This is a genomic window from Agromyces sp. MMS24-K17 (assembly GCF_043950245.1).
GTDB lineage: Bacteria > Actinomycetota > Actinomycetes > Actinomycetales > Microbacteriaceae > Agromyces.
Genome location: NZ_CP171640.1, coordinates 3,692,258 through 3,710,753, shown reverse-complemented (window position 1 = coordinate 3,710,753; position 18,496 = coordinate 3,692,258). Strand labels below are relative to the sequence as shown.

20 protein-coding genes and 1 riboswitch are annotated in these 18,496 nt (G+C 73.4%); of the genes, 6 read left to right on the top strand and 14 right to left on the bottom strand.

All coding sequences use genetic code 11. The features are described 5' to 3' along the window. Nucleotides 1–23: 23 nt before the first annotated feature. Together ACGGZK_RS17035 and ACGGZK_RS17030 are read right to left on the bottom strand one after the other, a co-directional pair. On the bottom strand, nt 24–956 hold the full coding sequence (locus tag ACGGZK_RS17035; protein WP_395243808.1) for a carbohydrate kinase family protein: 933 nt from the start codon (nt 954–956) through the stop codon (nt 24–26). Next, nucleotides 940–1,869, bottom strand: a complete 930-nt coding sequence (locus ACGGZK_RS17030; protein WP_395243807.1) for a pseudouridine-5'-phosphate glycosidase — start codon at nt 1,867–1,869, stop codon at nt 940–942. The genes ACGGZK_RS17035 and ACGGZK_RS17030 overlap by 17 nt, the downstream gene beginning before the upstream one ends. Before the next feature lie 47 nt (nt 1,870–1,916). Here ACGGZK_RS17030 and ACGGZK_RS17025 point away from each other — a divergent pair, with 47 nt between their 5' ends. Genes ACGGZK_RS17025 through ACGGZK_RS17015 form a run of 3 tightly spaced genes read left to right on the top strand, consistent with a single transcriptional unit; the run spans nt 1,917 to nt 4,526 of the window. Then, complete coding sequence (locus ACGGZK_RS17025) at nt 1,917–2,843, top strand: ABC transporter ATP-binding protein (protein ID WP_395243806.1); 927 nt, start codon at nt 1,917–1,919, stop codon at nt 2,841–2,843. 10 nt (nt 2,844–2,853) lie between these two features. Further along, nucleotides 2,854–3,699, top strand: coding sequence for an ABC transporter permease (locus ACGGZK_RS17020; protein WP_395243805.1), 846 nt, complete (start codon nt 2,854–2,856; stop codon nt 3,697–3,699). Then, complete coding sequence (locus ACGGZK_RS17015; RefSeq protein ID WP_395243804.1) at nt 3,696–4,526, top strand: ABC transporter permease; 831 nt, start codon at nt 3,696–3,698, stop codon at nt 4,524–4,526. Before ACGGZK_RS17020 ends, ACGGZK_RS17015 begins: the two co-directional genes overlap by 4 nt. 56 nt (nt 4,527–4,582) lie before the next feature. Here ACGGZK_RS17015 and ACGGZK_RS17010 read toward each other — a convergent pair whose 3' ends face one another. Beyond that, nucleotides 4,583–5,653, bottom strand: a complete 1,071-nt coding sequence (locus ACGGZK_RS17010) for a hypothetical protein (RefSeq protein ID WP_395243803.1) — start codon at nt 5,651–5,653, stop codon at nt 4,583–4,585. 145 nt (nt 5,654–5,798) lie between these two features. Between ACGGZK_RS17010 and ACGGZK_RS17005 the strand changes: the two genes are divergently transcribed. Beyond that, a complete protein-coding gene (locus ACGGZK_RS17005; protein WP_395243802.1) occupies nt 5,799–6,044 on the top strand; it encodes a hypothetical protein in 246 nt (81 codons plus the stop codon). A 17-nt stretch (nt 6,045–6,061) separates the two neighbouring features. Here the strand turns inward: ACGGZK_RS17005 and ACGGZK_RS17000 are convergent, their stop codons facing one another. Further along, a complete protein-coding gene (locus ACGGZK_RS17000) occupies nt 6,062–6,376 on the bottom strand; it encodes a hypothetical protein (protein ID WP_395243801.1) in 315 nt (104 codons plus the stop codon). Nucleotides 6,377–6,478: 102 nt separating this feature from the next. Between ACGGZK_RS17000 and ACGGZK_RS16995 the strand changes: the two genes are divergently transcribed. Next, nucleotides 6,479–6,829, top strand: a complete 351-nt coding sequence (locus tag ACGGZK_RS16995) for a hypothetical protein (RefSeq protein WP_395243800.1) — start codon at nt 6,479–6,481, stop codon at nt 6,827–6,829. 12 nt (nt 6,830–6,841) lie between these two features. Here the strand turns inward: ACGGZK_RS16995 and ACGGZK_RS16990 are convergent, their stop codons facing one another. The 8 genes from ACGGZK_RS16990 to ACGGZK_RS16955 all read right to left on the bottom strand — a co-directional run bounded on the left by ACGGZK_RS16990 (nt 6,842) and on the right by ACGGZK_RS16955 (nt 14,540). Continuing rightward, entirely contained in the window at nt 6,842–7,270 is a 429-nt protein-coding gene (locus ACGGZK_RS16990) for a hypothetical protein (protein WP_395243799.1), read from the bottom strand. Between the two features lie 399 nt (nt 7,271–7,669). Continuing rightward, nucleotides 7,670–9,085, bottom strand: coding sequence for an MFS transporter (locus ACGGZK_RS16985; RefSeq protein ID WP_395243798.1), 1,416 nt, complete (start codon nt 9,083–9,085; stop codon nt 7,670–7,672). A gap of 258 nt (nt 9,086–9,343) precedes the next feature. Continuing rightward, nucleotides 9,344–9,697, bottom strand: coding sequence for a Fe-S protein (locus ACGGZK_RS16980; RefSeq protein WP_395243797.1), 354 nt, complete (start codon nt 9,695–9,697; stop codon nt 9,344–9,346). Between the two features lie 55 nt (nt 9,698–9,752). Next, on the bottom strand, nt 9,753–10,223 hold the full coding sequence (ribH, locus tag ACGGZK_RS16975; RefSeq protein WP_395243796.1) for a 6,7-dimethyl-8-ribityllumazine synthase: 471 nt from the start codon (nt 10,221–10,223) through the stop codon (nt 9,753–9,755). Beyond that, the gene (ribA, locus tag ACGGZK_RS16970; protein WP_395243795.1) at nt 10,220–11,518 is read right to left on the bottom strand and encodes a GTP cyclohydrolase II; all 1,299 of its coding nucleotides are present in this window, start codon (nt 11,516–11,518) and stop codon (nt 10,220–10,222) included. The genes ribH and ribA overlap by 4 nt, the downstream gene beginning before the upstream one ends. Beyond that, on the bottom strand, nt 11,515–12,180 hold the full coding sequence (locus ACGGZK_RS16965) for a riboflavin synthase (protein ID WP_395243794.1): 666 nt from the start codon (nt 12,178–12,180) through the stop codon (nt 11,515–11,517). Before ACGGZK_RS16965 ends, ribA begins: the two co-directional genes overlap by 4 nt. A 1-nt stretch (nt 12,181) precedes the next feature. Next, nucleotides 12,182–13,240 carry a bifunctional diaminohydroxyphosphoribosylaminopyrimidine deaminase/5-amino-6-(5-phosphoribosylamino)uracil reductase RibD gene (gene ribD / locus ACGGZK_RS16960; protein WP_395243793.1) on the bottom strand — a complete coding sequence of 353 codons (1,059 nt, stop codon included), beginning with the start codon at nt 13,238–13,240 and terminating at the stop codon, nt 12,182–12,184. 69 nt (nt 13,241–13,309) lie between these two features. Further along, a riboswitch (FMN riboswitch) is annotated at nt 13,310–13,451 on the bottom strand. Nucleotides 13,452–13,547: 96 nt separating this feature from the next. Beyond that, nucleotides 13,548–14,540 carry a sugar-binding transcriptional regulator gene (locus tag ACGGZK_RS16955; RefSeq protein WP_395243792.1) on the bottom strand — a complete coding sequence of 331 codons (993 nt, stop codon included), beginning with the start codon at nt 14,538–14,540 and terminating at the stop codon, nt 13,548–13,550. A 124-nt stretch (nt 14,541–14,664) separates the two neighbouring features. On the opposite strand from ACGGZK_RS16955, the gene ACGGZK_RS16950 reads away from it, so the two are divergent. Then, the gene (locus ACGGZK_RS16950; RefSeq protein WP_395243791.1) at nt 14,665–16,434 is read left to right on the top strand and encodes a glycerol-3-phosphate dehydrogenase/oxidase; all 1,770 of its coding nucleotides are present in this window, start codon (nt 14,665–14,667) and stop codon (nt 16,432–16,434) included. 89 nt (nt 16,435–16,523) lie between these two features. Here the strand turns inward: ACGGZK_RS16950 and ACGGZK_RS16945 are convergent, their stop codons facing one another. Together ACGGZK_RS16945 and ACGGZK_RS16940 are read right to left on the bottom strand one after the other, a co-directional pair. Continuing rightward, nucleotides 16,524–17,666: a hypothetical protein gene (locus ACGGZK_RS16945; protein ID WP_395243790.1), complete on the bottom strand. Its 1,143-nt coding sequence runs from the start codon at nt 17,664–17,666 to the stop codon at nt 16,524–16,526. A gap of 81 nt (nt 17,667–17,747) precedes the next feature. After that, on the bottom strand, nt 17,748–18,485 hold the full coding sequence (locus tag ACGGZK_RS16940; RefSeq protein ID WP_395243789.1) for an HAD family hydrolase: 738 nt from the start codon (nt 18,483–18,485) through the stop codon (nt 17,748–17,750). Nucleotides 18,486–18,496 lie beyond the last annotated feature (11 nt).

Here is an 18,496-nt window from a genome sequence, read left to right as displayed (position 1 = left end):
GTAGTTGACGATTCGGCCGAGCGTCAACTCGGGTTGACGGATGCCCCGACGCCCGCCCCGGCGACGCCGATCACCCGCGCCGCCACCGCGTGGCCCGCGAGCACCGCCTCGCGGGCACCGCGACCCGCGAGCGTCGCCGCGAGGAACCCGGCGGCGAACGCGTCGCCGGCGCCCGTGAGGTCGCGGACCACCTCGACCGGATCCACGTCGACCCGCAGCACGAGCTCGCCGCGCTCGAACACCGCCGTCGGCTCGGGGCCGTGCTTCACCACGAAGGTCGCCGCCGCCTCCGCGGCCGGTGCGCCGCCGTCGGCGAGCCCCAGCGCGGCCGCCTCCGTCTCGTTGGCGAAGAGCACCTGCGGGCCGAGCTCGCGCAGCAGCGCCAGCACCCGGTCGGCGCCGAGGCCCGCGATCAGGCCCGTCGACGACGCATCCACCGACAGGCCGAGGCCCCGCCGCCGCGCCTCCGCGACGAGCCCGAGCACCGCCGTGCGCGCCGGGTCGCGCTCGAACCCGTAGAGCGGCACGTGCAGCCACGCGACGCCGTCGAGCCAGGCGGGATCGACCGCGGCCAGCTCCGCCGACGCCCCGCGGTCGGGAAACATGGTGCGCTCGCCCGCCGGGTCGATCAGCACGACGACGGCGCCCGTCGTGCCCCGCCGCTGCACCCGGGCGTCGACCCCGGCCCGCTCCAGCGCCGCGACGAGCGCGTCGCCCGCGGCATCCGGCCCGACGCAGCCGAGGAATCGCGTCGGCGCGCCCGCTTCGCCCGCCGCGAGGGCCGCGACGTTCGCGGCGCTGCCGCCGCGCGTGCGGAACACGCGCGCCGCCGTGTCGGTGCCGTGCCGCACGGGCTCGGAGGTCCAGACGACGATGTCCTCGACGAGGTCGCCGACCACGGCGAGGACGGGCGCGGCCGGGGCGCCGCCCGCGCGCGCGTCAGCCGGCGACGGCACGCGCGATCTCCGCGCCGAGCGCGACGTTGCCGCGGTACACCTCGAGGTTCGCCTCGAGGCTCGCGCCGCCCGTCGCCCGCTGGAAGAAGTCGAGCAGGAAGGGCGTGGTGTCGTGCCCGGTCACGCCCGCCGCCTCCGCCGCGGCCAGCGCCTCCGCGAGCACCTGGTCGTGCACGGCCGGGTCGAGCTGCCGGGCCGCGTCGACCGGGTTCGCGACGAGCACCGCCGACGGCAGGCCGAGCTCGTCGCGGGCCAGCGCGAGCGCCGCCGCCTCCGCGGGGGAGTCGACCCGGTACTCGAGCTCGAACCCCGAGTCGGCGACGTAGAAGCCGGGGTACCGGTTCGTGCGATAGCCCACGACCGGCACGTTCAGCGTCTCGAGGCGCTCGAGGGTGGCGCCGATGTCGAGGATCGACTTCACGCCCGCGCTCACGAGCGTGATCGGCGTCTCGGCGAGCACCGGCAGGTCGGCCGACTCGTCGAACGTCTCCGACGCGTCGCGGTGCACGCCGCCGAGGCCGCCGGTCGACATCACCCGGATGCCCGCGCGGTGCGCGAGCCAGGCGGTCGCCGCGACCGTGGTGCCGGCGTCGAGGCCCTTCGCCCGGGCCACCGGCAGGTCGCGCACGCTCGCCTTCACCACCCCGATCGCCGTGCACAGGTGCTCGAGCTCGTCGCGGGACAGGCCGACGACCGGCACCCCGCCCACGACGCCGATCGTCGCGGGCACCACGCCCAGGTCGCGCACCTCCTGCTCGCTGCGGAGCCCCACCTCGAGGTTCCGCGGGCTCGGCAGCCCGTGGCTCAGGATGGTCGACTCGAGTGCGAGCACCGGGCGCCCGTCGGCGACCGCCGCGCGCACCTCCTCGGAGACCCGGATGGCTGGTGGCGTGGGCGTCGTCGCGGGCGGCATGCGGCCATGCTAGGGGCTGTCGGATGCCCCGGCTACGGTGGGATACCGTGCCAGCACCAGTCATCGCCGCCGAAGGCCTCGTGAAGCGGTACGGCGACGTCGCCGCGGTCGACGGGCTCGACTTCGAGGTCGCGCCGGGCGAGTCGTTCGGCCTGCTCGGCCCGAACGGCGCGGGCAAGTCGACCACGATGCGGATGGTCGGCGCGGTCTCGTCCCGCTCCGGCGGCCGGCTCGAGATCCTCGGCCTCGATCCCGACCGGCACGGCCCCGAGATCCGCTCGCAGCTCGGCGTGGTGCCGCAGGCCGACACGCTCGACACCGAGCTGCGGGTGCGCGAGAACCTGCTCGTCTACGGGCGCTACTTCGGCCTGCCGCGGAAGGTCGTCGCCGAGCGCGCCGACGAGCTGCTCGCCTTCGCCCAGCTCGACGGGCGCGGCGACGCGAAGGTCGACGACCTCTCGGGCGGCATGAAGCGCCGCCTCACGATCGCCCGTGGGCTCATCAACGACCCTCGCATCCTGCTGCTCGACGAGCCAACCACCGGGCTCGACCCGCAGGCCCGGCACATCCTCTGGGACCGCCTGTTCCGCCTGAAGGAGCAGGGCAAGACGCTCGTGCTGACCACGCACTACATGGACGAGGCCGAGCAGCTCTGCGACCGGCTCGTCGTCGTCGACCACGGCCGCATCATGGCCGAGGGCAGCCCGGCCGAGCTCATCCGGCAGTACTCCTCGCGCGAGGTGCTCGAGCTGCGGTTCGGCTCCGACCGCAACGAGGAGGTCGCGACCGCGCTCGCCGGCCGCGGCGACCGGCTCGAGGTGCTGCCGGATCGCATCCTCGTCTACACGGCCGACGGCGAGGCCGAGCTCGAACGCATCCGCGACGCCGGCCTGCACCCCCTCACGAGCCTCGTGCGGCGATCGAGCCTCGAGGACGTCTTCCTGCGCCTCACCGGGCGGAGCCTCATCGAATGACCGTGCGCGCATGACCCTCTCCGATCGACCCGGCGTGCGGCCCGCCGACCGCGCGCTCGCCGGCGGCGCCCGGCCGCGCCGGTTCGGCGCCTGGTACGTCGCCGAGCACCGGTTCCGCGTCATGTGGTCGTACCGGCAGACGATCATCGGCACCGCGCTCGGCGAGCCGCTGATCTACCTCTACGCCATGGGCGTGGGCCTGGCGACGCTCGTCGACCAGAACCTCGGCGCGGAGGCGGGCGGCGTCGGCTACCTCGTGTTCGTCGCTCCCGCCCTGCTCTGCAGCGCGGGCCTCACGGCGGCGACGATCGAGTTCTCGTACCCGGTGCTGCTCGGCTACAAGTGGAACCCGACGTTCAGCGCGATGCACGCGGCGCCGATCCGACCGGCCCAGGTCGTCGACGGCCTCGTCATCTCGGTCGTGGTGCGCCTGGCGGCGACCGTCGTCGTCTACTTCGCGTTCATGCTCGCCTTCGGCGCGGTGCCCGCGCCCACCGGGTGGCTGGCGATCATCGCGGCGATCCTCACCGGCCTCGCGTTCGGCACGCTGCTCATGGCGTACGCCTCGACGATCACCGAGGACACCGGGCAGCTCGCCATGGTCGAGCGGCTCGTCGTGCTGCCGCTCACCCTGTTCTCCGGCACGTTCTTCCCGCTGTCGGAGCTGCCCTGGTTCCTCCAGTGGATCGGGTGGATCTCCCCGCTCTGGCACGGCACCGAGCTCGCCCGCGTCGCGAGCTTCGGCTACGTCGAACCGGCCTGGCTGACCGGGCTGCATGTCGTCGTGCTCGTCGGCATGACGGTCGTCGGGTGGACCTGGTCGCGGCGCATCGCGAGGAAGCGGCTGACCGCATGAGCACCGTCGACCACGCCGCCGAGCTCCGCACGGGCGCCCGGCCGCTCCGCGGCGGCGGCCTCTACGCCGGCAACGCCCGCGCGGTCGTGCACCGCGGCTGGCGGGCGACGCGCTCGACGAACTGGCTCGTCATGGTGAGCGGCCTGTTCGAGCCGATCTTCTACCTGCTCTCGCTCGGCGTCGGGCTCGGCGGGCTCGTCGGCACGGTCACCTCGGGCGGCGAGGAGATCCCCTACGCCGCGTTCATCGCGCCGGCGCTCCTCGCCGTCGCCGCCATGAACGGCGCGATCTACGACTCGACCTGGAACGTGTTCTTCAAGATCCGGTTCGCGAAGCTCTACGAGGGCATGCTCGCGACCTCGCTCGGCCCGCTCGACGTCGCCCTCGGCGAGATCGTGCTCGCGCTCCTGCGCGGCGGCCTCTACGCGGTCGGCTTCATGGCGGTCATGCAGGTGCTCGGGCTGAACCTGTCGTGGTGGGCGCTGCTCGCGCTGCCGTCGGTACTGCTCATCGCGTTCGGCTTCGCGAGCGTCGGCATGGCGGTCACGAGCTGCCTGAAGACGTTCCAGCAGATGGACTGGATCAACTTCGTGATGCTGCCGATGTTCCTGTTCTCGGCGACGTTCTACCCGCTCTCGGTGTACCCCGAGCCGATCCAGCGGGTGGTGCAGGCGCTGCCGCTCTGGCACGGCGTCGAGTTGGTGCGAGGGCTCACGACCGGCGCCGTCGACGCCGGCCTGTGGTGGCACGTGCTGTACTTCGCGGTGATGGCCGCCGTCGGCACCTGGTTCACCACGCGGCGGCTGCGGGCGCTGTTCCTCGGCTGACATTGGACGAGGCGCCCCCGGCACGATGGCCGGAGGCGCCTCGATTGGTCGGGGCCTCAGAGGCCCTTCTCGACGCCGTTGTAGGTGACGAACACCTGGGCGGCGCCGACGGCGGTGACGGTGCCGGCGTGCACCGGGTCGATGGGCGTGACGGCGCCGGGAGTGATCGCGCCGTCGACGACGTCGCCGTCGACGACGTGGACGTCGGTCAGCTCGGCGTCGACGACGGTGGAGACGACCGCGACCGAGGCGAGGTCGCCGGGGGTGATCACGTTGCTGAGCTGCGTGATCTTGTCGGCGTTCTGGCTGCGGAGGCAGTCGTCGGGGTTCTCGCCCGGCAGCGCGTCCCATTCGCCCCACGCCACGTCGGCGAGTGGTTCGAAGTCGTCGACGGTCCACGCGTCGTACGCGACCTCGCCGTCGAACGCGTAGTCGCCGTCGAACGCGTAGTCGCCGAACGCGTAGTCGCCGAAGCTCCAGGCGTCCTCGGCGTACGTCGGCTCCTGCCAGACGGGAGCGCCGGTGGTGCTGTAGGTCGGAGCCGTCAGCCAACCGGTGGCGTTCCAGCCGGTCCATTGGCCGGTCTTGCGGGCCTTCGCGTCGATGCCTGCCGCGAGGCTGCCGGACTGCGAGCCCGCCTGCGAGCCGGAGCGGGATCCGTCGCGCTCGCCGGTGCGCGATCCGGCGCGGACGCCGTCGCGGCTGCCGGTGCGCTCGCCCTGGCGGTCGCCTTCGCGCACGCCGTCCCGGTGGAAGACCTTGGTGCCGTTGCCGTTGGTGAACGTGCAGGTGAGGTCCTGCGACACGGTCATGGTGCCGTACTGCGTGGCGGTCTGGGTGGCGACCTCCGTGCCGGCCTGGGAGCCGGCCTGCGTGCCCTGCTGGCTGACGTCCTGCGTCAGCGACTGGCTGGTCGGCTGCACGGAGCGGAACGTGAACGCGTTCATGTTCCCGTCGATGATCGACTGGATCTTGCCGTTGTTCAGGCCGAACGCCGACTGGACCTCGCCCTTGCCGATGAAGCCGGCGCCGCTGGGGGTGACGGTGGCGGCCTGCGCGGCGGCAGCGGTCGTGACGAGCGCCGCGGCCGCGATGGCGGTGGCGGCGATCTTGGTGATGCGATGCATCTGGTGTCTCCTTTGACATGGGTAGGCGCGCGCAGCCTCGGCTACGTCGGATCGCGTAACCGGACTCTAACACGCCTCTATCGGAGACCTATGAGTGTTCTATCCAATCTCTCAGGAAACCCCGAGCTCGTGCTAAGTTCCCGATATGCCGCGACCATATGGAGATCCGGTCGAGATCATCACGGCACCGGTTCCCGCACAGTCCCCGTTCATCCCCGCCGACGCGAAGATCGTGGTGGGCGCGGTCGCTCCCGCGTCACCCGATCCGATCCCGATCGTGCTGCTGCCCGGCTTCGAGTACCGGATGCACGAGTGGCGGCACCCCACGACCCACGAGATCCACTGGCGGCTCGAGCGCCGGAAGGCCTCCCGGCCCGACCAGGCCGACTAGCGCCTGCGGCCGAGCGCTCAGATCTCCTCCGGGTTGCCCGGCAGCGCGCCCACGTCGTCGAGCAGGATCCGTTCCGCGGGCTCGAGTTCCCATTCGTCGAACGGATGGTCCGCCACGACGGCGAACACGTCGGCGACGTGCTCCTCCCAGTGGCGGCGCGACTCCCAGATCGCGAGGCCGATGACGCGTTCGCCGTCGTCGGCCTCGCGCCAGGGCCCGATCTGGAGGAGCCCCGGCGTGCCGAGGCCCCCGAGGCGAGCGAGGTTCATCGACGCGATGAGGTCGTCGACGTGTTCCGGCCGGGGCCGATGGATCGACAGGTGGATGAACATGGGGTCACGTTACCGAGGATGTTTCGGCGTGTGACGGTGCTCCGGGACATCCGCAGGGTCGCGGCGTATCGTCGCCTGCACCGGAAACCGAGGAGTCCACGCATGTCGTATCGCGAGCCGCACGCCGCCACCCAGCCCACCCAGGGCCGGGCCATGGGCATGCGCGGCTGCGAGGCGCACGCGGAGTGCTCGAGCGACCGGCCCGGTCACGGCCTGCACCGCATGCAGTCCCGGCTCGCCGAGGTCGCGGCGTCCAAGTGGCTCGACGCGATCGTCGTCGCCGCCGACGCCGAGGGGTTCATCACCCTGGCCGACCTCGACGGCGACGTCCATCGCGTGTGGCACCACGAGCCGCTCTCCGCTGCGCTGCAGCCCGGCGCCCCGGTCGCACTGCACCCGGTCTACGGCGTGCTCGTGACGGGTGCGGGCCGCATCAGCGTCGCCGACGCCTGAGCGCCCGCCCGCTCACATCGCGGGCATCATCCCCTTCATGGCGCCCATCATCTTGTCGAGCGCCATGGCGGCCTGATCGCAGGCCATCGCGCACATGCGGCAGTGCTCGCTCATCTCGGCGTGCATCATGCACTCGGCCGAGCAGGCGCGGCACATCGCCATCGTGCTCTCCATCATCGACATCATGACGGCCATGTCCCAGCCGTTCATGCGCAGCATCATGCGCATCATCGCGTCGCACATGTCGGCGCAGTTGGCGCACATGGCCGCGCAGCGGCCCATGCCCTCGCCGGCGTCCGCGTCGGCGCACATCACGCACGCCTGCATGCAGGCCGAGAGGGCCTCGAGACACTCCTCCATCATCGACATGTCCATGCCCTTCATGGGCATGTCCGACGTCGACATGGCGCCCTTCATCATGTCCATCGTCATGTTCATCATCGGGTTCCCGCCATCCCGGTCGGCCGGGTACCGGTGCAGCGCCGGTGAGGGACCCGGGGGACCTGTCGCCGCAATGTTACGGCGTGTGACGTTGCGCGCAGAAGCCCCCGTCGGCTACGCGGACGTGACGGATGGCTCACCGCGAGGCGGGGCATCCGTACGCCGGTGAACGGCCGGCGGGCCCCGCCTCGCTCGCGCTCCGCGCACCAGCCGGACCTCCTCGCCGAGGTCCGCGGATGAGGAAGAACGCGGGCGGACTCGGCGTGTCGGATGCCTCGTGCCGGCGTGTCGGCATACTCCTCCTCATCCGCGGAACGAGCCAGTGGGATGGGGCGCCCCGAGACGCCGGATGCCCGGGCCGAAGCCCGGGCATCCGTGATCTCGTGCCGACCGGCGCCGCTACAGGGTCGCCGAGGAGCCGAGCCCGGCGTCCTCGTAGTCGACGTCCTTCGTCTCCTTCGAGACGAGCAGGGCGATGAGCGTCAGCACGGCCATCGAGGAGAGGTAGATGCCGACCCAGAACGGGCTGCCGCCGCCGGCCTGCCAGAGCGCCACGGCGATGAACGGGGCCACCGCCGCGCCGAGGATCGACGACACGTTGTACGAGATGCCGGAGCCGGTGTACCGCACGTTCGTCGGGAACAGCTCGGGCAGCAGCGCGCCCATCGGGCCGAACGTCATGCCCATCAGGGCGAAGCCGATGACGAGCCAGGCCATCACGCCGGCGAAGCCGGCCGAGAGCAGCGGCACCCAGACGAGGCCGAACACGATGATGCCGGCGGTGACCCAGATGAGCGTCCGGCGGCGGCCCCAGCGGTCGGCCCACGGGCCGGACAGCAGGGTGAACACGCCGAAGAACAGCACGCCGCCGATGAGCATCAGCACGAAGGTCTGGTACGAGTACCCGAGGCCCGGGAGCGCGCCCTCGGCGGCCTCGACCGGCGCACGGCCGTAGCTCAGCGAGAACGTGGTCATCAGGTAGAAGAGCACGTAGGTGGCCAGCATGAAGAACGTGCCGAGGATGAGCTGCTTCCAGTAGTCCGTGAACACCGACGCCAGCGGCAGCCGCTTGAGGCGACCCTGCTTCGAGGCCTTCGAGAACGCCGACGACTCGACGAGGCGGAGCCGCACCCAGAGGCCCACGGCGACCATCACGACCGAGAACAGGAACGGGATGCGCCAACCCCAGTCGAGGAACGCCTGCGACGGCATCGACGGGTCGTCCGACGGGAGCGCCGCAGCGATGATCAGGAACAGGCCGTTCGCGATGATGAAGCCGATCGGCGCGCCGAGCTGCGGGAACGTGCCGTACCAGGCGCGCTTGCCCGCCGGGGCGTTCTCGGTCGCGACGAGCGCGGCGCCCGACCACTCCCCGCCGAGTGCGAAGCCCTGCGCGAGGCGCAGGATCACGAGCAGCAGCGGCGCGACCCAGCCGACGGCGGCGTAGGTCGGCAGCACGCCGATCAGGAACGTGGCGATGCCCATGGTGAGCAGGGCGCCGACGAGCGTGGCCTTCCGGCCGTGCTTGTCGCCGAGGTGGCCGAAGACGACCGCGCCGAGCGGGCGGGCGACCATGGCGGCGCCGAAGATCGCGAACGACGACAGCAGCGCGGTGGTCGCGTCGCCGGTCGGGAAGAAGAGGTGCGGGAACACGAGCACCGCCGCCGTGGCGTAGACGTAGAAGTCGTAGAACTCGATCGTCGTGCCGATGAGGCTGGCGAGGATGACGCGACCCCGCGGGTTCGCCGGCGTCGGGGCCGGCCCGGTGGCGGAGGGGGACGTGGCGGACGCTGCCGCCGTCGTGGAAGAGGACATGCCTGCGAGGACTCCAGTGGAACGGGTGTGACGGCTCGCCGGCGCGGGGTCGATCTGGCGCGTGGGCCGGCGTGCGAGAGAGGAATCGTCGCTTGTGGCAACCGAACGAGCCTACGTCTCCTGATGCACGCCACCTCCCGAACGGGGGTGATCGTCGCAGGTTCCGCGACGAACGGTGCGATTCCTGCGACGAACGGCGGATGCCCCGGAGCCGGCGTCGGCTCCGGGGCATCCCGAGACGTGGTGCTGTGCGGCGCGCTACCGCCAGATGACCGCGATGGCCGCGTTCAGCGCGGTCAGCACGCCGATCGACCAGAAGATCGCCGGGGGCACCTTGCCGTGCTTCCGCTGGCGCCCCGCGCCGATGCCGAGCAGCGCGCCGATCGCGATGAGGATGACCAGCTTCGTGCCGATCTTCGCGTAGTTCAGGTCGTACTCGATGCCCCACGGGGCCGCGAGTGCGAGGCCGGCGACGCCCGCGATGAGCAGGCCCCAGTTCATGAGGCGGGTCACCTGGTACCGGCGATTCACCGCCTCGACGACCCAGGCCCCGAAGAGCACGGCGAAGCCGATGAGGTGGATGAACACGACGATGTGGCGCAGGGTCTCCATGGTGCCGAGTGTAGGTTCTACGGCTCGTCGAAGTCGAATCCCGATCGGCGAGGCGTCAGCCCCGCAGCACCGCCAGCGCGCGCGCCGTCGCGATCGCGGCCTCGGCCGCCTCGCGCCCCTTGTCCTCCTTCGAGCCGGGCAGGCCCGCGCGGTCGAGGCCCTGCCGCTCGTCGTCGAGGGTGAGCACGCCGAACCCGACCGGCTTGCCGGTGTCGAGCGCCACCCGGGTCAGGCCGTCGGTCGCGGCCGCCGACACGTACTCGAAGTGCGGGGTGCCGCCGCGGATGATCACGCCGAGGGCGACCACCGCGTCGGCGCCCGCCTCGAGCGCCGCCTTCGATACCACGGGCAGCTCGAAGCTGCCCGGCACCCGCACCAGCTCCCAGTCGGCGCCGGCGGCGTCGAGCGTGCGGCGGGCGCCGGCGATCAGGCCGTCGGTGATCTCGTCGTGCCAGCTGCCGGCGACGACGACGACCCGCAGGCCCGTGCCGTCAACGTCCAGGGTGGGGGAGCCTACTCCGCTCATGATGCGTGTCCTTCCAGGAGTGCCTCGGCCGCCGCGTCCGCGAGCTGGCCGTCGTCGATCGTGTGGCCCATGCGACGGCGCTTGGTGTCCAGGTAGCCCTGGTTCACCGAGCCCACGCCGACGACGAGCGGGAGCCGCTCGGCCACGCGGATGCCGTGCGCCTCGAGCTGGCGCACCTTCTCGGGGTTGTTCGTGAGCAGGCGCACCCGCTCCACGCCGAGATCGTCGAGGATCGCGCTCGCCGCGGTGTAGTCGCGGGCGTCGATCGGGAGGCCGAGGGCGACGTTCGCGTCGAGCGTGTCGAGCCCGTCCTCCTGCAGCCGGTACGCGCGCAGCTTGTTGATGAGCCCGATGCCGCGGCCCTCGTGGCCGCGCAGGTACACCACGATGCCGCCGTCGCGCTGGATCGTCTCGAGCGCGGCGTCGAGCTGCGGGCCGCACTCGCACTTCAGCGACCCGAAGGCCTCGCCCGTCAGGCACTCGGAGTGCACGCGCACGATCGCACCCGCCGGGTCGGCGGCCGGGTCGCCGGCGATGATCGCGACGTGGTCGGCGCCGGTCGAGCGGTCGCGGTAGGCGCGCACCCGGTAGTCGCCGTGCTCGGTCGGGAGGTTGGTCTCGACCTCGAACCGCACGCGCGAGGTCTCGGCGACGAGGGTCGGGGCGGGTGTCTCGGCCTCGTCCTCCGGGTGCTCGCGCAGCCAGTCGACGATCGCGGCGACGGTCGTCACCGGCAGGTCGTCGCGCACGCCGAGCGCGATGAGCTCGGGCAGGCGCAGCATCTCGCCGTCGTCGCCGACGAGCTCGCCGATGACGCCGACGGGGCTGAGGCCCGCGAGCCGCAGCAGGTCGACGGCGGCCTCGGTGTGGCCGGCGCGCTCTCGCACGCCGCCCTCGACGGCGCGCAGCGGCAGGATGTGCCCGGGCCGGATGAGCCGGTCGGGCGTGGCCTCCGGGTCGGCGAGCACCCGGAGCGTGCGGGCGCGGTCGCTCGCCGAGATGCCGGTCGAGACGCGATCGGCGGCGTCGACCGAGATGGTGTACGCGGTGCCGCGGGCGTCCTCGCTGCGCTCGACCATCGGCGGCAGCTCGAGCCGGTCGGCGTACGACGACGGCATCGGCGCGCAGAGGTAGCCGCTCGTGTTCCGGACCATCCAGCCGACCCACTCGGCCGTCGCGAACTCGGCGGCGAGGATCGCGTCGCCCTCGTTCTCGCGGGCCTCGTCGTCGGCGACGATGACGGGCCGGCCGGCGCGCAGCGCCTCCAGCACCTCGGGGATCGTGGCGAGGCTCATGCGGCACTCCCTGCTCCGGCGGCGGCCGGTTCGGCGATGGACGACGGCAGCGTCCGGTGGGCGTCGAGGCGGAGCATCCGCTCGACGTGACGGGCGAGGATGTCGGTCTCGATGTTGACCCGGTCGCCCACCGCGCGGGCGCCGAGCGTGGTCGCTGCGAGCGTCTCGGGGATGAGCGACACCTCGAACCACGAGCCGTCGGGCTCGTCGCCGATGGCGCTCACCGTCAGCGAGACGCCGTCGACCGCGATCGAGCCCTTGTCGACGACGAGGGCCGCGTGCGCGCGGTCGAGCGAGAAGCGGATGACCCGCCACGCCTCGCCCGGGCGGATCTCGAGCACCTCGGCGGTGCCGTCGATGTGGCCCTGGACGATGTGCCCGCCGAGGCGGTCGCCGACCTTCGCGGCGCGCTCGAGGTTGACGGCGAGCCCCTCGGCGACGGCGTCGAGCGTCGACATGGCGAGGGTCTGCGCCATGACGTCGGCCGTGAACGACTCGACGTCGAAGTCGACGACGGTGAGGCACACGCCCGAGACGGCGATGGAATCGCCGTGCTTCGCGTCGGCGACGGCGAGCGGGCCGCGCACGGTGAGTCGGGCGGCGTCGGCGGTGCGCTCGACGCGGACGACCTCGCCGAGCTCCTCGATGATGCCGGTGAACATGTCAGTTCCCTTCGTTCGGTCGTGGGCCGCCGGCCGGGCGGGGCCGGGCGACGAGCAGGACGTCGTCGCCGAGCCGCTCGACGGCGGTGAAGTCGTAGCGGTGGGCGCCCGCGATCGTGCCGACGCCGAGGTCGCCGATCGCGAGGCGCGGCCCGCCGAGCGCGGCGGGGGCCAGGTACACGAGGAGCTCGTCGGCGAGCCCGGCCGCGAGGAACGCGGTCGCGAGCGTCGGCCCGCCCTCGACGAAGAGCGAGCGGATGCCCCGCCCCGCGAGGTCCCGCAGGTCGGCCGCGAGGTCGTCGCCGGCCAGCTGCACGGGGTCGTGCGGATGCCTCGTCACGGCCGCGCCCTCGGGCACGGGCCGGTGCCCGAACACGACGGGCACGGGCTGGCGCTCGAGCAGGCCGCCGTCGGCGTCGCGCGCCGTGAGGGCGGGGTCGTCGGCGAGGAGCGTGCCGGTGCCGACCGCGATCGCGTCGGCCTGCGCGCGACGGCGGTGCACGTCGGCCCGCGCGTCGGGACCGGTGATCCACTGGCTGGTCCCGTCGGCGGCCGCGACGCGCCCGTCGAGGGTCGACGCCCACTTCACGATCACCTTCGGGCGGCCGGTGCGGGCGGTGAACAGCCAGTCGGCGAGGAACGCCTCCGCCTCGTCGGCGAGCACGCCGCCCTCGACCGCGACGCCCGCGGCGCGGAGCCGCTCGGCCCCGCCCGACGAGTGGTCGCCCGGATCGGCGACGGCGTAGACGACCCGGGCGACGCCCGCCTCGATCAGCGCGACGGCGCACGGGCCGGTGCGGCCGACGTGGTTGCACGGCTCCAGGGTGACGACGGCGGTCGCGCCGCGTGCGGCGCCGGGTGCCAGCTTCGCGAGCGCGTCGACCTCGGCGTGGGCCGTGCCGGCGCCGCGGTGCCAGCCCTCGGCGAGCACGTCGCCGGCGGGGGAGAGGAGCACGCAGCCGACGCGCGGGTTCACGCCGGTCGCCGGGCCGTGGGCCGCGAGCGCCAGCGCACGGCGCATCGCCTCGACCTCGGTGCTCGTCGCGCGTGCCGCGATCATCCTTCGTCCATTCCGGCTTCGGGGATCGCTCGGCGGCAGCCGAGCCACGGCCGCGCATGGCGCAGCCGACACGTGCGTCTCCCATCCGGACTCTGACCGTCGGCGCCGGAATTCCACCGGCTCAACCGATCGCCCCCGACCGATGGTCGGACGCTCACGGCTCGCGGACTCTCACCGCCGGTTCGGAATTGCACCGACCCCGAAGCACGTTGCTCGTGTTCGATGCTACCCAACGCCTCCGTCGCCGGAGTATTCCCGGCGGCACGCTGGGGACGCGGGGCGTCATCGGGCCGCCGGGCGCGCCGGCTCACCGGGGCCGGCGCGACGCCTCCGCGGCGGGCTCGTCGACGAGCGCGCGGGCGGTGCCCTCGTCGACGACGAGGTCGGTGACGAGCCCCGCCGCGAGCGCGCCGCGGAGCGCGGGGAGCTTCGCGCGCCCCGACACCACGCAGACGCGGCGCGGCGCCCGGCGGAGCACGGCGAAGTCCGGCCCGGTGCCGCGGGCGTTCAGCGCGATGCCGCCGGTCGAGCCGTCGGCCCGGTAGAACACGGTGGCGACGTCGCCGACGACGTGATCGCGGCTGAGGGCGGCGTAGTCGGCGCGCTCGAGGTAGCCGCCCTGGTAGACGCGGCTCGGGACATCCGCGAAGGGCGACCCGATGCCGAACACGGCGACGTCCATGCGGCCCTGCAGGGCGAGGATGCGCCGGACGCTGCGCTCGCGCCAGAGCGCCTCCCGCGTCGCGGGGTCGTCGAAGAACGCCGGCACCGGGAACTGCTCGACCTCGGCGCCGAACGCGTCGCCGAAGCGTCGCAGCAGCTCGCTCGCGTAGAGGATGCCGCTCGTGCGCAGGTTGCCGGCGCCGTTGAGCTGCACGATGCTCGTGCCGTGCGTGGCGCGCGGCACGAGGTGGCGGCTCACGGCCGTCATCGTCGACCCCCACGCGAGCCCGATCACCTGGTTCTCGTCGACGAACCCGCCGACGAGGTGCGCCGCGGTCATGGCGACCCGATCGAGCCGGTCGACCTCGGTCGCGTCGTCGGGCACCGGGACGACGTGCGCGGCGACGCCGTGCGCGGTGCGCAGCGCCTCCTCGAGCCGGCCGGCCGAGTCGAGCGGGGAGTGGATCGTGATCTCGACCAGCCCGGTGTCGCGCGCGTGCGAGATCAGGCGGGAGACCGAGGACCGGGAGGTGCCGAGCTCGCGGGCGATGGCCTCCATCGTGAGGTCCTGGAGGTAGTAGAGCTGGGCGGCGCGGAGCGCCTGCCGGGTCCGTGCGGGCAGGGAGGCGTCGGGCATGCCTCCAGTCTGCTGCACATCTGTGCAGTTGGCTTGCAACGGCGTGCGCTCGTGTTCAGGATGTGTTCATCGACGTGGAGCAGGCTGCGGGAACCCGCGCCGCCGCGCACCGGAAGGACCGACGATGAACCCCACCACCCCCCGGAACGACCCAGCCGGCCTCCGCACCGAGGTGCGCGAACTGCAGGCGCGGCCCGAGGCATCCGTCGTCATCATCGGCGGCGGCATCAACGGCATCGCCACCTTCCGCGACCTCGCCCTGCAGGGCGTCGACGTCGTCCTCGTCGAACGCGACGACTTCGTCTCCGGCGCGTCGTCCGCGTCGTCGCACATGATCCACGGCGGCATCCGCTACCTCGAGAACGGCGAGTTCCGGCTCGTGCAGGAGTCGGTCGTCGAGCGCAACGGGCTGCTGAAGATCGCCCCGCACGTCGTGAAGCCGCTGCAGACCACCGTGCCGATCTTCTCGACCTTCTCGGGCATCCTCTCGGCGCCGCTGCGCTTCCTCAGCCACCGGCAGGGCAAGCCGACCGAGCGCGGCGCCCTCCTCATCAAGACCGGCCTCACCATCTACGACGCGTTCTCCCGCGACGGCGGCACCGTGCCGCGCCACCGCTTCCACGGCCGGTCCCGCTCGCTCGCCGAGCTGCCCGCCCTGAACCCCGACCTGAAGTACACGGCCACCTACTACGACGCGAGCATGCACGACCCCGAGCGCCTCGCGCTCGACGCGCTCCGCGACGGCCTCGCCGCCGGCCCCCACGCCCGCGCCGCGAACCACCTCGAAGCCGTCGGCCTCGGCGCCGCCGGCGTGCGCGTGCGCGATCGCGAGACCGGCGCCGAGTTCGACCTCGCGTCGGAGGTCGTCGTGAACGCCTCGGGCCCCTGGACCGACCTCACGAACGCCGCCCTCGGTCGGCCCACGACCTACATGGGCGGTACCAAGGGCTCGCACATCGTGCTCGACCACCCCGAGCTCCTCGCCGCGACCGGCGGCCGCGAGATCTTCTTCGAGCACGAGGACGGCCGCATCGTGCTCATCTACCCGCTGCACGGCCGGGTCATGGTCGGCACCACCGACCTCGAGCACGACCTGCGCGAGCCCGCCGTGTGCACGGAGGAGGAGGTCGACTACTTCTTCGACCTCGTCCGCCACGTCTTCCCCGCCGTCGAGGTCGACCGCGCGCAGATCGTCTACCGCTTCTCGGGCGTGCGCCCGCTGCCGCGTCACGACGACACCCAGCCCGGCTTCGTCTCCCGCGACTACCGCATCGAGCGCACGGATGTCCCGGAGCGCCCCGGCACGACGATGCTGAGCCTCGTCGGCGGCAAGTGGACCACCTTCCGCGCGCTCGCCGAGCACCTCTCGAACGAGGTGCTCGGGCTGCTCGGCCGCGAGCGCGTGCGTTCCACCGAGGGCCTGGCCATCGGCGGCGGCGCCGGCTACCCGGCCACCGAGGCCGGCCGCGCCGACTGGGCCGTCGCGCACGGCGAGGAGATCGGCCGCGACCGCGCCGCCGTGCTGCTCGACCGCTACGGCACCCGGGCCGCGGAGCTCATCGCCGAGCTCGAGCGGGCCGAGGCCTTCGCCGGGTTCGGCGACGCCGACGAGCCGGATGCCCCGCTCGCGCACCACCCCGGCTACACGCGGGCGGAGATCGCCTGGCTCGTGCGCACCGAGCGGGTCGTGCACCTCCTCGACCTCGTGCAGCGGCGCACCGCCATCGCCTTCACCGGCGCGGCGACGGCGCCCCTCCTCGACGAGCTCGCCGACATCGCGGGCGACGTGCTCGGCTGGGACGCCGAGCGGCGCGATGCCGAGGCCGCCGAGGCGCGGCGGGTGCTCGCCGAGCGGCACGGGGTGTCGTTCGGGGCGGTCGAACTGCTGCGCTGAGCGGCGCGGCGCGGCGCCGCGCCTCGCGCCCGAGCGCGGCGCGGCACTGGGCCGCGCGGCGCCGCGCCGGGGGATCCGGCGCGCCGAGGTCAGCGGCAGGTCGCCGCGACCGCGATCTGCTCGTCGCTCGGGCGGCCGTAGGCCTCGATGCCGGACCCCGGCAGGTCGTAGCCCATCCCGATCGCCCACGCCGTGGCCCAGGCCTCGTGGTCGCCCGCGAAGGCCGGGCCGGTGAACTGCGCATGGCAGGCGTCGCGGATCACCTGCGTGTGGCCGACCTCGTGCACGACGACGGCGCGCGCGTTCTCGTCGTCCCAGTTGTCGGCCACGCTGAACGTCAGCGTGATCAGCCCCCAGCCGCCGCCCTCCGGCCAGAACTGGGCCGTGCCGGCGTAGTAGCCGTCGCTGCTGACGCCGGCGGCCTCGTACGACCAGGTGAAGTCGAGCGCCACGCCGTTCGACAGCGACCGGGCGAAGGCCTCGATCTCGGCCCGCCGCGGTTCGTCGCGGCGATGCGCCTCCTCGGCGGCCTGCGCATCGCGCGCGGCGACCACCGCGTCGGCGAGTGCCGCGAAGGCGGCCGCGTCGCCGGCCTCGGCGGTGACGTCGACGGCGTACTGGAGGTCGAGCCGGGTCCGCGTCGAGGCGTTGGGCGTCGCGTCGAGCGCGGCCTGCGCCCGGCCGACGGCCGCCGTGAAGACCTCGCTGCTCGCATCGTCGACCGCGGAATCCGCGTCGGCGAGGAGCGTGGCGGTCGCATCGAACGCGATGGTGCGCTCGCGCACGAGGGGCAGCTCGGCGCTCAGCTCGACGAGCGCGGCCAGCCGGTCCCAGGCGGGCACGGTCGGTTCGTCGGGCGGGTGCGCGCCGGTGATCGGGGCGACCGGGGCCGGCAGGTCCAGGGCCTCGTCGAGGGAGCCGATCGCCGTGTCGAGCGCCGCGACGGCGGCCGGGTCGGCGAGCTCCCCGACGAGTGCGGCCCGGAGCGCGGCGGCCTGCACCGAGGTCGCCTCCCCGCGGTCGGCGGCGCGCCGCTGGGCGTCGACGGCCGAGCGCAACTCCTCCTCGTTCGCGATCGCGACCGAGCGCGCCGGGGCGTAGGCGAGTCCCGAGCCGAACTGCACGAGCACGGCGGCGCCGACCGCCCACACGAGCGAGACCGCGAGCGCCGTGCCGCGCAGCGAACGTCCGGCGGGTGGGGTCCGCGGGGCGAACGGGGGAGCGGGGTCCATCTGCACCTCTCGGGGGACGACACCGCCCGGGCCCCCGCGGTGGAGTGTCAGGCTATCCGAGCGACCGGGCCCGCGGAAGGGTCACCGCGAGAGCGCGCCCACGAGGTCGACGAGGTCGGGCACCTCGACGACGCCGAGCTCGCTCGCCGCCGCCGCATCCTCGGGCTCGGGCAGCACGCCGCGCCGGTTGACCCACACGCCGATCAGCCCGGCCGCCGCAGCGCCGATCGCGTCGGTGCGCAGCCGGTCGCCGACGTACGCGGCCTCGCCCGGCGCGACGCCGAGCAGCTCGCAGGCGTGGTGGAAGATGCGGGCGTCGGGCTTCACGATCCCGACGTCGCCCGAGGCCACCACCACATCGATGACGCGGTCGAGCCCGACCTGGGCGACCTTCCGCTGCTGGAAGGCCAGGTCGCCGTTCGTGATGAGGCCGAACCGCACGTCGGGGCGGGCCGCGCGGAGCGCGGCGAGGCACGGGAGTGCGTCGTCGTGGAGCTGCCATGCGGCCCGGTAGCGCTCGAAGTAGTCGCTGAACCACGCTCCCGCCTCCTCGTCGCCGAGGGTGCGGCCGTGCGCCGCCGCGAAGTCCCGGGCCCGCGCGCGCCGCTGCCCCTCGAAGGCCAGTTCGCCCGCGAGGTAGCGGTGGTAGTGCAGCTCCTCGAGCCGGTGCCAGTCGGCGACGGCCGCGTCGGGGTCGGATGCCTCGATCCCGACGGCCGCCATGTGCGTGCGGATCCCCGCGGCGACCGCCGCCCGATGGGCGAACAGCGTGTCGTCGAGGTCGAACAGGACCGCGGCCGGCAGCGGGCGGGGTGGCACGGCGGACTCCC

Coding starts and splice junctions, on each gene's coding strand:
- ACGGZK_RS17015 (WP_395243804.1), top strand. CDS start 3,696: ATGAGCACCGTCGACCACGCCGCCGAGCTCCGCACGGGCGCCCGGCCG.
- ribD (WP_395243793.1), bottom strand. CDS start 13,240: ATGATCGCGGCACGCGCGACGAGCACCGAGGTCGAGGCGATGCGCCGT.
- ACGGZK_RS17010 (WP_395243803.1), bottom strand. CDS start 5,653: ATGCATCGCATCACCAAGATCGCCGCCACCGCCATCGCGGCCGCGGCG.
- ACGGZK_RS17030 (WP_395243807.1), bottom strand. CDS start 1,869: ATGCCGCCCGCGACGACGCCCACGCCACCAGCCATCCGGGTCTCCGAG.
- ribA (WP_395243795.1), bottom strand. CDS start 11,518: ATGAGCCTCGCCACGATCCCCGAGGTGCTGGAGGCGCTGCGCGCCGGC.
- ACGGZK_RS17020 (WP_395243805.1), top strand. CDS start 2,854: ATGACCCTCTCCGATCGACCCGGCGTGCGGCCCGCCGACCGCGCGCTC.
- ACGGZK_RS17005 (WP_395243802.1), top strand. CDS start 5,799: ATGCCGCGACCATATGGAGATCCGGTCGAGATCATCACGGCACCGGTT.
- ACGGZK_RS16955 (WP_395243792.1), bottom strand. CDS start 14,540: ATGCCCGACGCCTCCCTGCCCGCACGGACCCGGCAGGCGCTCCGCGCC.
- ACGGZK_RS16945 (WP_395243790.1), bottom strand. CDS start 17,666: ATGGACCCCGCTCCCCCGTTCGCCCCGCGGACCCCACCCGCCGGACGT.
- ACGGZK_RS16995 (WP_395243800.1), top strand. CDS start 6,479: ATGTCGTATCGCGAGCCGCACGCCGCCACCCAGCCCACCCAGGGCCGG.
- ACGGZK_RS16965 (WP_395243794.1), bottom strand. CDS start 12,180: ATGTTCACCGGCATCATCGAGGAGCTCGGCGAGGTCGTCCGCGTCGAG.
- ribH (WP_395243796.1), bottom strand. CDS start 10,223: ATGAGCGGAGTAGGCTCCCCCACCCTGGACGTTGACGGCACGGGCCTG.
- ACGGZK_RS16950 (WP_395243791.1), top strand. CDS start 14,665: ATGAACCCCACCACCCCCCGGAACGACCCAGCCGGCCTCCGCACCGAG.
- ACGGZK_RS17000 (WP_395243801.1), bottom strand. CDS start 6,376: ATGTTCATCCACCTGTCGATCCATCGGCCCCGGCCGGAACACGTCGAC.
- ACGGZK_RS16985 (WP_395243798.1), bottom strand. CDS start 9,085: ATGTCCTCTTCCACGACGGCGGCAGCGTCCGCCACGTCCCCCTCCGCC.
- ACGGZK_RS16990 (WP_395243799.1), bottom strand. CDS start 7,270: ATGATGAACATGACGATGGACATGATGAAGGGCGCCATGTCGACGTCG.
- ACGGZK_RS16980 (WP_395243797.1), bottom strand. CDS start 9,697: ATGGAGACCCTGCGCCACATCGTCGTGTTCATCCACCTCATCGGCTTC.